Consider the following 12,793-nt stretch of genomic DNA (forward strand, 5'->3'; position numbering starts at 1 on the left):
GTGACCAGACTTCTATGGCTGCCCCAGATCCTCCGCGTCGCCGGGCTGACCGTGCACGAGGTCGACGGGTGGCGCGAGCGCGGCTCGTCCGACTACGACCCGCGTGGCGTCATCTGCCACGCCACCGCCGGCAGCTCCACGTCCACGGACGCCGGTGAGATCGGCGTGTTGCTGAACGGATCCACCAGCGCGCCGCCACCGATCGCGCAGCTGTACCTGTCCCGCACCGGCACCTGGCATGTCGTCGCGTCCGGACGCTGCAACCACGCCAAGGTCGGGTGGGACGGCCCGCTCAAGGGCTACGGCAACACCCACCTGCTCGGGATCGAGGCGCAGAACGACAACCGCGGCCAGGCGTGGCCAGCGGTGCAGCTCGACGCCTACCAGCGGGGTGTGGCCGCGATCTGCAAGCACATGGGCTGGACGGCCGCCCGCAACGTGGCCGCCCACCGCGAGCACCAGCCGGGCGCGAAGACCGACCCGGCCGGCATCGACATGAAGACATTCCGGTCGCGGGTGACTGCGATCCTGGCAGGAGAGGACGACGACATGACGACCCCAGACCAGTTCCTGGCCATCCTGAAGGACCCGTCGGTGGCCGCCGAGATGCGCCGTCTCGCGGTGAGCTACACCGGTGGTGGCATCCCGGCCGGGAAGAACGTGCTCAACGTGTGGAACGACACGCTGGCCACCGTGAAGGCGCTGGGCGAGGTGATCGCCCGGGAGTCATCCAGCCCGGCCGAGGTGCGGGCGCTGCTGGCCGAGCTGCCGAAGCCAGATCCCTTCGACGTCGACCAGCTGGCCGACGACGTGGCCGCGCGGGTGCTGGCCGGCCTGCCGACCAGCGACGGCCCGGTCAGCCGCGAGGACCTGGTGGCCGCGATCCGCACCGTCCTGGCCTCGCTGGCCGCCGCACCGCAGGGCTGAGTGTGGAGACCGGCGTCATCGTCGCCCTGGTCGCCGCGGCCGGGACGGTCGGCGCCGGCGTCACCGGCACGGTCGTTGCGCACCTTCTCGGCCGCCGGCTCAGGGCCGCCCAGGCGGCGCAGAGCACCGCGCAGACCGAGCAGATCAAGACGCAGACCGCGTTGCTCCGACAGGACATCTACCAGCAGCTCACGGACGACCTCCGCCAGGAGTTGGCCAGGGTCAAGGCCGACCTGGAGACCACCCGGGAGTCGCTACGGATCACATCGTCTGAGGAGGAGCGGCTCCGGGGCCGGGTGCTGGAGCTGGAGTCGCGGGTGGCGGAGCTGGCCACGGTGCGCGATGAGCGGGACCGGCTACGGATCGACCTGGCCGCCCGCGAGGCGACGATCAGCGAGCTGCAGCGGCAGGTGGCCGACCTCAAGGTGCAGCTGGCCGTGTCCACCTCCACGCCCTGACCGGGCGTGGCCGGGCTACCCGTGGTCGTATCGGGTGCCCTGCGCCTCCAGCCTCTCGCGCACCTCGGCCGCGTGCTCCGCGGCCACCGTCATGTCGGCGCCCGCCGCCTCCAGCAGCTCCACCGTCGGCCCGCTAATCCCGTGGGGGTCGGCCATCGCCACCCCGGCCTGGACGCCCAGTAGTCGCGGGTCGGTCGTCACCTTGTGCACCGCGGCGATCGCCTCGTCGCGGGGCCGGTCTCGATCGGTGCCGTTGCCGTATCGGCCGGCCACCCCAGACAGCTCGGCAAGGACCAGCCGGTCAGCGGCCGGCAGCGAAGGCACATGCACCATCCCCCGACCGTACCCAGGAGGTACTCCACCATGCCCGACAAGTGGTCTGCGCGCATCCGCACCGCCTGGCCGATGCTGCTCGGCTACCTCGCCGCCCGGCTCCTCGTCATCGGCGCACCCGTCGCCACCTGGCTGCACGACACGTTCGGCCTGGAGGTGACGGAGCCGCAGATCGCCGCTGCCCTCGGCATCATCCTCGGCTTCGCCATCTACGAGGCGGGCCGGTGGCTGGAGCGCCGCGCCGGAGAGGGCCGACCGTCGAAGGTGGCCCGGTTCGTCGGCAGGCTGCTGCTGAGTCTGGGCTTGTCGACCGGTCAGCCGGTGTACGCCCTGCCGGGTCAGCGGGTGCGGGTGCTCGGCAGTGACGGCAGCATGCGACCGCCCCGGTAGTATCACGATCGCGGCGCACGCCTGGATGGATCCCCGGGCAGCGCCGACCAAGACGAACGGCCCGCTCTCCCCGATCGGAGGGTGGGCCGTCGTCATGCTGGTGGCCGCCAGGGCCAGCCGTCTTACCGATGGTCGCTAGCCCGTAACGAACCGTAACATTCGCTGATGTCCGTCGATCCGGCGTCACTCATAGCGTTGCTGCTGCTACTCCTGATGCTCGCCGTGCAGATCATCATCGTGCCGCTGATGAAGCGGGCCGCCCAGATGGGACGCCGTCCGCCAACCCGCAGCAGCGCCGATCAGGAGACCGCGGCCTCACCCTCCTGCCAGGAGGGTGAGGCCGCTTCGTCGTCTCCGGGCTACACCGCGGACCGGGCCTCCCGGCTGTCCCGGATGCGCCGCTTGGCGGTGCTCTCCGACACCTGGTAGTCCGCCATCACCCGGCGGACGATCTCCACGTACGGCACGCCCTGCCGGTCCATCCGGTCGACGGCCTCCTCGAGGGATTCGGGCTTCTCGTCTTCCAGGTCGAGATCGAGCGCCTCGTCACGCGGCTCCTGGTCGACGCGGACGCGCCGGCCGCCAACCTCTGCGATCCGCCCCCACCAGCTGGTGTCACGGTCGGTGTCATCGGTGTCAGACACCGAGCTGACCTGCGAAGTGTCACCGCCATCGGTGTCATCCCCCTCGGTGGGGGAGGGGAGGCCTCGGCGCATCCACACGTCGTGCAGGGTGGCGAAAGCCACGAAGACGACGGCAGCGATGAGCAGCGCGACGGGGCCACCCCAGCCGCGGGACGGCTCGGCAGCAGCGAGGGTGAACATCATGCGGCTCCAAACAGCCAGGCGGGCAGAGGCGCGACGAGACCGGTGAGGAAGTCGACGCAGCCTCGGGTGACATCACCGACGGTGCCGCCCGGCAGGTCGGCCATGAGGCCGAGCAGCACGGCGGCGATCCACAGGCGGGTGTTGAGCCGGTACAGCGGGCTCTGCGGGAACGTGAGGGTGGCGAACCGGCCGAGCTTCTTGCTGGCCTTGACCGGCAGCATGCACCCGATGACGTAGATGAACAGCATCCCCACCAGGGCGCCCAGGATTGCGTTGATCGACGCGCCGGCGACGTAGGCGCCGCCGGTCGCGTCGAGCAGCTGCTCGATGAAGCTGCTGGCGGTCTGCACCGTCCACTGGTCGAGCGGCGAGCCGTCGAAGCCCTCGCGGATAGCCGGCACAGCGAGGAGGAACGCGAGCCGGTCGCGGATGCTGTTGGGGCCGACCGACATGTAGTCGATGACCAGGGCGAGCAGCAGCAGCACCGCGACGGCGGTCGGGGACATGGTGTGCTCGAGCAGAGTTGCCCCCTTGTCCGGGGAGGGCGCTGGACTCGGGCTCGGTGTAGGGGCGAGCAGCATGATCGTGTGCAGCATCAGGCGCCGCTCCAGTCGAGCACCTTGGTTCCGGTCGCGGCGTCGCAGACCTCCAACCTCGGGGCGTCCATCGGCTCGTTGGCCGCGCGGGCGTCACGGGTGAGCGCCTGGAGCTGCTGGCTGAGGATGCTCGCGTAGCCCGGGACCGACAGGTCGAGGACAACCACGTAGCGGCGGCTGGCCAGCACCTCGTACTGGCCGTCGAAGATGTGCAGGCGGTACGGCAGGGCGGCCATCAGAGATCCTTCTCAAGGTGGGTGAGCACCGGGAACAGGCTGATGCCGAGCAGCACCATGCCAGCTGCAGCGACCCACGCGGAGGTGGTGTGCCCGGTGAGGATGGCGGCCAGGGCGGCGACGAGGTCGGCGAGGACGCCGGCCGTGAGGGCCACGGCGATCCGGGTCCAGTTCACCGGCCGGGGCACGGCGAGGACGAAGGGTCGGGCGCCGGCGGCGCGCAGTTGTCCGATCCGCTCGTAGAGCTGCTGGAGACCGTTGGCGGGCAGGGTGATGATTCGGCCGGCGAGGGCGCGCAGCGGCGAGCCTGGGGGGATGTAGCCGCACACGTGGTGGGTCGGGGTCATGATGGTGGTCCTTCCTTCCGGGGAGGGCCCGGGGCGCGGCGCTTGCTCTTGGTCGGGTGAGCCGCGCCCCGGGGGCGTCTACTTCTGGCTGCTCTTCCAGCGCTTGACGGTGGCCACGCTGACCTCGGCGGCCTCGGCCAGCTCCGGGTTGGTCGGCTCGCGCTTGAGCCGGCGGGTGAGCCGGGCGTGAGCCTGGCTGAGCTTCTTGGCGGTGTCGGTCGCGGCCGGTTTGGTGACCCGTTCGGTGACCCTGCCGCGAGCCGGTACCTGAGCCGCTGCGGCGGGGGCGGATGAGCCATTGACCGGCTCACGGACCGGCTCATCCGGGGCGTCCCGGACCAGCTCAGGCAGCGGGCCGATCTGCGCCGCGAGGCGAGCCGGCATCCGGATCCCGCCCAGCTCCACCAACGGCTCACGGCGGGGCCGCACCGGCAGGGCGTGGTGGTGGGCGACGTGCACCTGGCGGCGGAGCGTGTGGACCGCGCGCCGGGTGTCGGCCAGCGTCTGGTCGAGCTGCTGGCGCGTCCAGTCGTCCACCTCGCCAGCCCGGGACGGCGGCGGGGGCGTCAGGTCCAGCTCGGCGAGCCGGGGCGCGCCCAGCCACGGCTGGGCGTTGCTGACGTAGGAGTCGAAGAGGCCGATGAGGAACGCGGTCCCGGCCGCGCCGACCGGGCCAACCGAGTGGGCCAGCGCGCCGCCGAGGGCGTCCAGGCCGGTGCCGGCCCACCCGCCGGCCATGTTCAACGCCACCGACGTACCAAGGGCCGCCCACTCGGCGACGGTCGCCCGCCAGTCGGTGTCGCCACCCGACGACCGCAGGATCGCCCGGCCGACGATGATCAGCGCAACGATGGTCAGGAGTGCGGGCTCCATCGCCCACGCCGCCCACCACCCGGCCGACTCGTGGTCGAAGCCGAGGAGCCGGACCACGCCGGCCTGAACCCCGGCGGTGGACCACGCGCCGAACGCGATCAGGACGGGGACGCCAGCCAGGAGGGTGGCCGACCGGACTCGGGCGATGCGCAGGGCACGCATCTCGGCCGACCGATTGATGTCGGTACGGATGCGAGCGCGGGCGCCGGAGCGGGTGGCGCGGCGGTACAGCTCGGCGAGGGCTGCGGCCTCTTCCCCGTCGCGGTCGCGTCCGCGGCGGGCCCGGCGGCGGGTCTCGGTCAGCTCTTCGACCTGGGCGAGGGCGTCGCGGTGCTCGGCGTCGAGGCGGCGGCGCTCGCGCAGGTCGGTGCGCTGCACGTCGATGACGGCGCGCTGCTCGGCGAGCTGCTCGGCGAGATCTCGCGCGGTACGCGCCTCGGCTGGCGGCCTTCGGCGGATCAGCTTCATGCCGGCCAGTATGACACACTAGGCACGCTTGACACATTAGGCACGGTGAGGGGAGCGCTCGTGTCGATCACTGCCACAGTCGGCCCGCCCGCTACGATCGGCACGATGGCCAGGACGGTGGAGGAACTGGAGCGCGCGCTCGACGCGGGCGAGTGGCTGCGGCCCGCCGATGTCGCTGAGCTGCTCGGCGTCTCCAAGAGCACCGTGGTGCGGATGCTGAACGCCGACCCGCCCGGGCTCCGCTTCCGCCGGAAGGCCGGCACCGGACGGCACCGCGAGGTTCATCCCGAGGACGTGCGCCGGCAGCTGGCTGCCCGCCGCCAGGTGCACGGCGAGCAGTAGCCCAGACGCAGAGCCGCCCCCGACTGCACTGGTCGGGGGCGGCTTCGTTGTGCGGGTCAGCGGGCGAACGCACCGCCCCTGGCGTTGGTCACGAACGCCCGCCAGTCACCCGGGGCGAACACCAGCGCCGGGCCGGTCTTGTCCTTCGAGTCCCGCACCCCGACCGCGCCGGTCACGTAGGCGACCTCCACGCAGTTGTCGCAGTTCGGGCCGCTCTTGCTGCTCTTGAACCATGTCGCGCCGGTCAGATTGATCATCGCTTCGCTCCGTATTCCGTCGGCCGCTGGTTTCGGCCGGTCGTCTGCTTGGGTGGTCCAAGGTGGTAGCGGTCGGTCTCGATGAGCGCCGCGAAGGCATCGGCGCGGGCCTGGCATCGACGCGGAGTGTGGCAGATGGGGCAGACACCGCCGCGCTGCCGATGATCGTCAAGGATCTGCCACCAGCCTGCCACCTGATCGGCGCGGGGCGCGGTCACCACAGCCCCGCGATACGACCAACCGCGGCGACCAGGACGACGGCGCCGATGACGCAGCCGTAGACCACCTCGCGGGTGGCAAGGGGGAGCCGGCGCGGCCGGTGGGGAACGGTCTGCCCGTCGGGCTGCGGTGGCAGGCCGTACGGGTCTGGGTGCACGGGCGGGAGCGGGCCTGTGTGGGGGCGCTCAACCATCGCCGGATCCTCCTCAGGGGTGGAGGCGGGACCGGGCGGGGAAGCGGGTGAAAGTCCGGGGGGACCTGCCACCGGTCCCCCGCCCGGCCGGGCGCTCCCTGCTGAGGAGAGGCCCTGAAGGCAACTTAGAGTGCAGAGTATGCAGAGTCAACAGAGCATGCACAGTGTGTCATCGGAGGTGCCACGATCGGGGGGCTGAGGAGAGGTGGCCCCGCCATGCCCCGAAAGTCCATCCGTGACCAGGTGATCGAGGACGTCACCAACTCGATCCGGTCCGGCCAGCTCCGGCCGGGCGACAAGCTGCCGTCCATCGCCGAGCTGTGCGCGACGTACAAGGCAAGCGCCACCCCGATCCGGTTGGCGCTGGTGCTCCTCGACGAGCGCGGCTGGATCGAGGTACATCAGGGCAAGGGGAGCTACGTGGCCGAGCGCCCACCGGCCTGATCGGCCGAGCGGCGACCGATGCAATGGAAGTGCGTAGGACCCGGGGATCCCCGGTCCCTCGGCTCCTAAGTGGATATGCGCTCCGTACCGTGCGGGAGTGATCGACTTCCGGGCGGAGCGGGCTGTCTACCAGCAGCTCGCCGATCTGCTGCGCGAGCAGATCGTGTCCGGGGACGTCGAGCCTGGCGGGCTGCTGCCGTCCAGCACTCGACTGGAGCAGGAGCACGGGGTGAGTCGGGAGACCGTGCGGCGGGCGCTGGCGGTGCTGCGCTCGGAGGGCTTGGTGGTCACCGAGCCCAGCTACGGTACGCGGGTGCGGGTGGCCGAGGAGCGGGCGCGGGTTGCGGTGCCCCGCGGGGCGTCGGTGATCAGCCGGCCTGCCACGGTCGAGGAGCGCGAGCAGCTGGACGTGGCGTTGGGCGGTCACGTCCTTGTGGTGATGGTCGGCGGTCGGGTGCGTGGCCGGTACGCGGCGGATCGGACCGAGTTGACCTTCTCATGATCGCCGATCTTGATAGGTTCGTACACCTGTACGAGGCGTTCTGACCCTTAAATCACCTTGTCGGTACAGGCCGTATTTTGCACATCACGCACAGAGAATCGGGATGTAACGGTCATCTGACCTTGCAACTTGCGCTGTGCATACCCCTGAGCGCTCGCATTAGATCGACATCTGCGCCAATATGGGCCCCTGCTGATCCCTTGCTCAGCCTGGCCGGACAGGTCAGCACCTGAGTTGTCGCGCCTCATTCCGGGGAGGGTCGTGCCGCACCGACCGTGGGCCATCCGAACCGCACTCGCGGCCGGCCTCGCCGCCACCGTGCTGGTCGTGCCCACTCCGGCTCCCGCCGCTACCGCCGACCCTTCCTCCGTCGAGGTCGCCCCGGCCGGCGTCCCTGCCGTCGCCCTACTTGCTGGTCCCGCGCCGTCCACGGTCACCATTCCGGCCGCCGCGCCGAGCGCCGCAGAGACCGCCATCGCCGCCATCGGCACCGTCCGCTGCCGCGACGTTCCCTGCCCTCCGCACCCAGCCGACTGGACCGCATCCACCCTCGCCGTCCTCAAGCAACCCCACCCGGCTGCGGAGTTGCAGGCCACCGAGCAGGCCGGCCTGGACTTCCCCAATCTCCAGCGGCTGCACCGGGTCCGCCCGCGTTCGACGCTTCTCACCGGCCGCGCAACACACCTGGATCCAAGACCGGCGTGACCCGATCCGCCCACCACACTGGTGGGAGACGGCGCCGGCCGCCCCAGGTGTGCCCGGCTGGAGGTGACCCGGACCTCCGAATCACACCCCCGCTCGATAGATCGGAGCACCAGCTGTGCAGCACTGCAAGACCCGGTCCTCCAACATCCTGCTCGCGTGCGCCGTCGCCGTGTTCATCGTCGCGGGCGTGCTCGCCTTCGTTGACGGCCACGTCAGCGGCAGGGCTTTCGCTGCCGGACTTGTCGGCCTGGGCGTCGCCACCGCCGCGCTGGCCGCCAACACCCGCGCGGTCGGCGCCGGACTCGAGGTGTCCGTGGCACGCGCCCCTCGGGCCGAGTACCACAGGGGTTACGGCGACTGCGCCGAAGACATGTTCCGCGGTGCGCTCGACGACCCGGGGGAGGACCCGGATGGCCGCAACCCCTGACCGCAGGGTTGCAGCAAATGGTTGCAGTACCAAGAATGAACATGGTTTGCCATAGGTGGTAATAGCGTTCCGAGCAGGGGCGGGACGCCACCACGATCACCCATGTTGAACCCTGATCCGTCGATCCGATCAACTCGTAATGCGTAGGTCGACGGTTCGATTCCGTCAGGCGGCTCGGAGGGGCAAGCCCCTGGTCATGCTGGTGGCCAGGGGCTTCTTCGTGTCCGCCGCCGGTCGCTTCGACCACGCCTATCCACTGATCACTATCTGAGGACAATCCTGAGGACACAGCTACCCGGCAGCCTTCCGCACCCGCCGCTCGGCGAGGTCGGTCACGGGCCGGAACAGCGCCTTCTCCGCCGCCTCCGCCGCCCGCTTCGCCTGGGTGAGGCTGGGCGCCGCGTACCGGCGCGCGGTCCGGATGTCCCGCCACCCCATCGCCTGCTGCACGTCGGCGATGTCCAGCCCCGAGTCCAGCAGCATCGTCGCCGCCGTGTGCCGAGCAACGTGCGACCCGGCCCGCGGCAGGCCGGCCTCCGCCAGGATCTGGTACCAGTCCTCCAGGTCGGCGCGCGGGTCGATCGGCCGCCCGTCCGGCTGGCAGAACACGAGGTCGTTGTCCTGCCACGCCTTGCCGAGCGCTTCCTTGGCGGCGTCCTGCCGACGCTTGTGCACCCGCAGCTCCTCCGCGAGGGTCTCCGGCAGCACCACCAGATCAGTCGCCACCTCGTCATCCTCGGGCTCAAGCCACGTCTTCGGGCGGGTGAGGACCAGGCCGCCGTCCTTGCGTTGTGGGCAGCGCGCCGCGTGCCGGGTGCATCCGGGCGGGCATGGTTCGGGGCATGGCCGCCGGTGCAGCCGGCAGCGGTCGCCGCGGGCTCGCGCGGGGCAGCGGAATGGCTGCTGGTAGCAGCTGTCCGGGTTGGCGCACCCGTGCACCCAGATCGGCTGGCACTTCTCACGGCGGCAGAACTTCGCCGCGCACTCCGCCGGGTTCTCGCAGCCGTGCCGCCACCGCAGCCGCTGCAACTGCCAGTCCTTCGCGATCGCGCCGGCGTCGAGGTCGACGCACGGCCACGTCAGGCCAAGTGCCTCACCCTGCCTGGGGCCGATAGCAAGGCCGACTTTCCATCGCAGCGCGCCCGGACGCTTTTCAATCGCGACGACCAGGCCGCGTGCCTGCTCGACCGTCAGCGGCTTCTTTCGGCGCCCCTTGGTGCTGCCCGGATTACCGCGAATGGCTGCCACATTCCGGTGCACCAGATCACGAGCCATCGCAATTTTGAGCCCGCGCCGGATGATCGCGTGCACCTTCAGCAGATACGTCGCTGCGCGGTGGGGGCGCATTTTCGCGTACAGCGCGTCAAGGTTCGCCGCCGTTAGTTCGTCGATGACGACATCACCAATGGCGGGGAATATCCATTCGGTGCACGCCGACATGTAAGCGTCAACGGTGCGCGGGGCGAGTGGCCTTTCCAGCGTCAGATGGATCTCGGTCAGCCATTCGGTGAAGAACTTCCGGACCGTCGGCTTGCGGCCCGGCGCAACCGGGATCTTCTTGTCGGCCTTTTCCTGTAGCTCGCGGATTTCAGCCTTGATGGCGTCGGGGGTCTTTCCGTACACGCTCTTTCGGTCGTAGCGGCCATCGGCGCGTTTGCCGAGAGTCACCTTGCCCTCGTAGCGTTTCCGCTTCTCGCTCCAGATGACGGAGACTCCGCGGTACGAGAACCCCGGGCGCCCAGTCTTGCTGGGCATCGTTCCTCCGGGTCAGTTGGCGGCGCGAGGCCGGCCGCGCTTGACGATCCGGCCGCGCTGGACGGGGCGGTCGGCGAGCTGGCGGATCGTCTCGCGGATGAACTCGCGCTCGAACTCGCTCACGTTGGGATCGTTGAGCTTGCGCATGAGGGTCTGGAGGTCGGAGTCCATCGGGATCGGCTCCGGCTCCGCCCGCAGCTCGTTCTTGCCGGGCCACAGGATGGAGAACGCCGCGGCTGACGGGATGTCGAGCGCGTCGCAGAACGCCAGGACCTGCTCGGGGTTCGGCAGTTCCTTGCCGGTGGCGTTCGCCCACCGGTAGATGGTGGGGTTGCCGATGCCGGCCATCTCGGCGATCTGCACGACGCCCAGGCCGCGAACCTCCTTGGCCTGCTTGAGGACGCGGCGGACCCACTTCGCGAAGGCGTCTCTGCGCACCTCAACCGGCGGGGCCACGGGACCAAGATACGTCTCACGCGTGGAGACGATTCCCTGCTCACGACGCATTCTCCACGTGCGTTGACATCCTCGTCCCCGCGCTACGGACCGTCGAACTGTGTAGGAATACGTGTACGCCATGGGACAAAGGTAGGCCGCGCGGCCGGGTATCAGAATCAGCCGAACGTACGAACCTCTTCATGCACGTAGACGGGGTACGGTGTCTTCATGCGTGAAGAGAAGTTCTCCGACTCCAACACGCGCGAAGAGTCCGAGGTTGAGCCGCGGGTGGTGTCGGTCGAGGTGGCACAGCGCCTGCTCGGCGACGTCACCTACCGGCAGGTCGGCCTCATGCTCAAGCGCGGCGATCTCCGTGGTTGCAAGCTCGGCCGCCGCCGGCTGATCGAGCTTGCGTCCATCGACGAGTACATCGACGCCCGGCTGGCCGAGGCGCGCAAGCTCCGCAAGAGCCGCAAGGCGGCAGCGGCATGACCCGCGTTGCCTGGGAGGAACCGCGCTCGCCCCGCCTGGAGCGCATACAGCACCTCCACGCGATGGCAAACGAACTCCGGGCCAATCCGGGTCGGTGGGCGGTGGCATACGACGACGTCACCCCCAACGTTGCCAGCCGTAGGGCTGGGGACATTCGCAACGGGCTACTCGCCTCGTTCCGACCGGCTGGCGCGTTCGAAGCGACGACGCGGGCGACCGCTGGACGGGCCCGGGTGTACGTGCGCTACATCGGCGAGAAGGGCGGCAGCGCGTCATGACTCACCCACCTGGCCAGCCCGGCGGAGGCGGCGGCAGCGGCGGCGGAACCACCGGCCCCGGCCGCGAGATCCAGACGTTCCAGTTCGGCGACTTGCCTCTGCGGACCGTCATGGTCGGCGGAGAGCCGTGGTTCGTCACGGCCGACGCGCTCGCACCGCTCGGCCTCAACCGATCTTCGCTCGCCGCGCTCGACGACGACGAGAAGGGCGTACAGAGTCTGTACACCCTTGGCGGCTACCAGCAGATGAGCATCATCAGCGAGGCCGGCCTCTACTCGCTGATCCTCCGCAGCCGCAAGCCGGAGGCGAAGGCGTTCAAGCGGTGGATCACCCACGACGTTCTGCCGGCGATCCGCCGCACTGGTAGCTACACCGCTCCGGCCGCCGATCTGGACGAGCTTGAGGTGGCCCGCCGATACGTCCTCGCCCTCGAAGCGAAGAAGGCCATCGAGGCGGAGCTGGCGATCGCAGCGCCCAAGGCCCACTCCTGGGACACCCTCGCTTCCGGCGACGGGGACTTCTCCGTCGGCGACGCCGCGAAGATCCTGTCCCGCGACCCGGTGATCGCCGTCGGCGAGCGGCGCCTGTTCACGGTGCTGTCCGACCACGGCTGGATCTACCGGGGCGGAGACGGACGGTGGCGCGTCTACCAGTCCGCGATCGAGGCGGGCCGCCTGTCGGAGTTGCCGTCCAGCCACTACCACCCGCGTACGGGCGAGCTGGTGTTGGACCCGCCGCAGGTGCGGGTGACGCCGAAGGGTCTGGCCGAGCTGCACCGCCGGCTTGGTGGGATGCAGCCGCTGCGCATGCACGAGCAGATCGCGCTTCCCGCGCCGTAGAGCTTCCCCGCCCTTGTGCCCTCAGGAGGGGTGACGACACAAGGCGCGGGGATCGGGGTCGGCCCCACTTCCCCGGGGCCGACCCCCACCCCAACCAGACATAGACCAGCGCTCCCGCCGACCGAGCGACCAGCAGCGGAAGCGCCAGACAGGAAGAAGGGTATCCCGTGACCTGCAAAGACGTGAAGGACCAGGCCGAGTTGGATGCGGCGCTGGCCGACAAGGCCGTGACGTGCGTGCATGTCCGGTCGGAGGCCGGTGTGTGGCTGTCGGTGTCGTCCGGCTCGGCCACCGTCGAGGCGTACGGCTCGGCCACCGTCGAGGCGTACGGCTCGGCCACCGTCGAGGCGTCCGGCTCGGCCACCGTCCGGGCGTCCGGCTCGGCCACCGTCGAGGCGTCCGGCTCGGCCACCGTCGAGGCGTCCGGCTCGGCCACCGTCCGGGCGT

At 70.3% G+C, this 12,793-nt stretch carries 23 protein-coding genes; 13 read left to right on the plus strand and 10 right to left on the minus strand.

Annotated elements, in window-relative coordinates; translation table 11 throughout:
- Positions 1 to 927 (plus strand): peptidoglycan recognition protein family protein, encoded by a 927-nt coding sequence (locus A6A27_RS35275; protein ID WP_073838987.1) that lies wholly within the window; start codon positions 1 to 3, stop codon positions 925 to 927.
- A gap of 2 nt (positions 928 to 929) precedes the next feature.
- The gene (locus A6A27_RS35280; protein WP_073838988.1) at positions 930 to 1,385 is read left to right on the plus strand and encodes a hypothetical protein; all 456 of its coding nucleotides are present in this window, start codon (positions 930 to 932) and stop codon (positions 1,383 to 1,385) included.
- Between the two features lie 15 nt (positions 1,386 to 1,400).
- On the opposite strand, the gene A6A27_RS35285 is transcribed toward A6A27_RS35280, so the two are convergent.
- On the minus strand, positions 1,401 to 1,718 hold the full coding sequence (locus tag A6A27_RS35285) for a hypothetical protein (protein ID WP_073838989.1): 318 nt from the start codon (positions 1,716 to 1,718) through the stop codon (positions 1,401 to 1,403).
- A 30-nt stretch (positions 1,719 to 1,748) separates the two neighbouring features.
- On the opposite strand from A6A27_RS35285, the gene A6A27_RS35290 reads away from it, so the two are divergent.
- Together A6A27_RS35290 and A6A27_RS43760 are read left to right on the plus strand one after the other, a co-directional pair.
- Complete coding sequence (locus A6A27_RS35290; RefSeq protein ID WP_073838990.1) at positions 1,749 to 2,108, plus strand: hypothetical protein; 360 nt, start codon at positions 1,749 to 1,751, stop codon at positions 2,106 to 2,108.
- A gap of 165 nt (positions 2,109 to 2,273) precedes the next feature.
- Positions 2,274 to 2,537 (plus strand): hypothetical protein, encoded by a 264-nt coding sequence (locus tag A6A27_RS43760; protein ID WP_143194329.1) that lies wholly within the window; start codon positions 2,274 to 2,276, stop codon positions 2,535 to 2,537.
- On the opposite strand, the gene A6A27_RS35295 is transcribed toward A6A27_RS43760, so the two are convergent.
- The 5 genes from A6A27_RS35295 to A6A27_RS35315 all read right to left on the minus strand — a co-directional run bounded on the left by A6A27_RS35295 (position 2,468) and on the right by A6A27_RS35315 (position 5,455).
- Entirely contained in the window at positions 2,468 to 2,935 is a 468-nt protein-coding gene (locus A6A27_RS35295) for a hypothetical protein (RefSeq protein ID WP_143194330.1), read from the minus strand. The two genes, A6A27_RS43760 and A6A27_RS35295, sit on opposite strands and share 70 nt — an antisense overlap.
- A complete protein-coding gene (locus tag A6A27_RS35300; protein ID WP_143194331.1) occupies positions 2,932 to 3,531 on the minus strand; it encodes a hypothetical protein in 600 nt (199 codons plus the stop codon). Before A6A27_RS35300 ends, A6A27_RS35295 begins: the two co-directional genes overlap by 4 nt.
- Positions 3,531 to 3,767: a hypothetical protein gene (locus A6A27_RS35305; RefSeq protein WP_073838993.1), complete on the minus strand. Its 237-nt coding sequence runs from the start codon at positions 3,765 to 3,767 to the stop codon at positions 3,531 to 3,533. The genes A6A27_RS35300 and A6A27_RS35305 overlap by 1 nt, the downstream gene beginning before the upstream one ends.
- Positions 3,767 to 4,114 carry a hypothetical protein gene (locus tag A6A27_RS35310; RefSeq protein WP_073838994.1) on the minus strand — a complete coding sequence of 116 codons (348 nt, stop codon included), beginning with the start codon at positions 4,112 to 4,114 and terminating at the stop codon, positions 3,767 to 3,769. The genes A6A27_RS35305 and A6A27_RS35310 overlap by 1 nt, the downstream gene beginning before the upstream one ends.
- A 78-nt stretch (positions 4,115 to 4,192) precedes the next feature.
- Positions 4,193 to 5,455, minus strand: coding sequence for a hypothetical protein (locus tag A6A27_RS35315; protein ID WP_073838995.1), 1,263 nt, complete (start codon positions 5,453 to 5,455; stop codon positions 4,193 to 4,195).
- Positions 5,456 to 5,560: 105 nt separating this feature from the next.
- On the opposite strand from A6A27_RS35315, the gene A6A27_RS35320 reads away from it, so the two are divergent.
- A complete protein-coding gene (locus A6A27_RS35320) occupies positions 5,561 to 5,797 on the plus strand; it encodes a helix-turn-helix domain-containing protein (protein WP_143194332.1) in 237 nt (78 codons plus the stop codon).
- A gap of 56 nt (positions 5,798 to 5,853) precedes the next feature.
- On the opposite strand, the gene A6A27_RS35325 is transcribed toward A6A27_RS35320, so the two are convergent.
- Together A6A27_RS35325 and A6A27_RS42560 are read right to left on the minus strand one after the other, a co-directional pair.
- The gene (locus A6A27_RS35325; RefSeq protein ID WP_073838997.1) at positions 5,854 to 6,054 is read right to left on the minus strand and encodes a DUF397 domain-containing protein; all 201 of its coding nucleotides are present in this window, start codon (positions 6,052 to 6,054) and stop codon (positions 5,854 to 5,856) included.
- 214 nt (positions 6,055 to 6,268) lie between these two features.
- Complete coding sequence (locus A6A27_RS42560) at positions 6,269 to 6,466, minus strand: hypothetical protein (RefSeq protein WP_083673120.1); 198 nt, start codon at positions 6,464 to 6,466, stop codon at positions 6,269 to 6,271.
- A 216-nt stretch (positions 6,467 to 6,682) separates the two neighbouring features.
- Here A6A27_RS42560 and A6A27_RS35340 point away from each other — a divergent pair, with 216 nt between their 5' ends.
- From A6A27_RS35340 to A6A27_RS35355, 4 genes are all read left to right on the plus strand, one after another.
- A complete protein-coding gene (locus A6A27_RS35340; protein ID WP_073838999.1) occupies positions 6,683 to 6,910 on the plus strand; it encodes a winged helix-turn-helix domain-containing protein in 228 nt (75 codons plus the stop codon).
- A gap of 97 nt (positions 6,911 to 7,007) precedes the next feature.
- The gene (locus A6A27_RS35345; protein WP_073839000.1) at positions 7,008 to 7,412 is read left to right on the plus strand and encodes a winged helix-turn-helix domain-containing protein; all 405 of its coding nucleotides are present in this window, start codon (positions 7,008 to 7,010) and stop codon (positions 7,410 to 7,412) included.
- Positions 7,413 to 7,673: 261 nt separating this feature from the next.
- The gene (locus A6A27_RS44610; RefSeq protein ID WP_073839001.1) at positions 7,674 to 8,117 is read left to right on the plus strand and encodes a hypothetical protein; all 444 of its coding nucleotides are present in this window, start codon (positions 7,674 to 7,676) and stop codon (positions 8,115 to 8,117) included.
- Positions 8,118 to 8,232: 115 nt separating this feature from the next.
- Positions 8,233 to 8,544, plus strand: a complete 312-nt coding sequence (locus A6A27_RS35355; RefSeq protein ID WP_073839002.1) for a hypothetical protein — start codon at positions 8,233 to 8,235, stop codon at positions 8,542 to 8,544.
- Positions 8,545 to 8,835: 291 nt separating this feature from the next.
- Here A6A27_RS35355 and A6A27_RS46535 read toward each other — a convergent pair whose 3' ends face one another.
- The gene (locus A6A27_RS46535; protein ID WP_073839003.1) at positions 8,836 to 10,299 is read right to left on the minus strand and encodes a tyrosine-type recombinase/integrase; all 1,464 of its coding nucleotides are present in this window, start codon (positions 10,297 to 10,299) and stop codon (positions 8,836 to 8,838) included.
- A gap of 12 nt (positions 10,300 to 10,311) precedes the next feature.
- Positions 10,312 to 10,755, minus strand: coding sequence for a helix-turn-helix domain-containing protein (locus A6A27_RS35365; protein ID WP_073839004.1), 444 nt, complete (start codon positions 10,753 to 10,755; stop codon positions 10,312 to 10,314).
- 210 nt (positions 10,756 to 10,965) lie between these two features.
- Between A6A27_RS35365 and A6A27_RS35370 the strand changes: the two genes are divergently transcribed.
- The 4 genes from A6A27_RS35370 to A6A27_RS44615 all read left to right on the plus strand — a co-directional run.
- Entirely contained in the window at positions 10,966 to 11,229 is a 264-nt protein-coding gene (locus A6A27_RS35370) for a helix-turn-helix domain-containing protein (protein ID WP_073839005.1), read from the plus strand.
- 62 nt (positions 11,230 to 11,291) lie between these two features.
- A complete protein-coding gene (locus tag A6A27_RS43770; protein WP_143194335.1) occupies positions 11,292 to 11,507 on the plus strand; it encodes a hypothetical protein in 216 nt (71 codons plus the stop codon).
- Positions 11,504 to 12,346, plus strand: a complete 843-nt coding sequence (locus A6A27_RS35375; protein WP_073839006.1) for a phage antirepressor KilAC domain-containing protein — start codon at positions 11,504 to 11,506, stop codon at positions 12,344 to 12,346. The genes A6A27_RS43770 and A6A27_RS35375 overlap by 4 nt, the downstream gene beginning before the upstream one ends.
- 167 nt (positions 12,347 to 12,513) lie before the next feature.
- The coding region (locus A6A27_RS44615; protein ID WP_198940588.1) for a hypothetical protein at positions 12,514 to 12,793 on the plus strand (280 nt) is incomplete at its 3' end.

The sequence above is a fragment of the Micromonospora sp. CB01531 genome, from assembly GCF_001905095.1.
Classification (GTDB): domain Bacteria; phylum Actinomycetota; class Actinomycetes; order Mycobacteriales; family Micromonosporaceae; genus Micromonospora.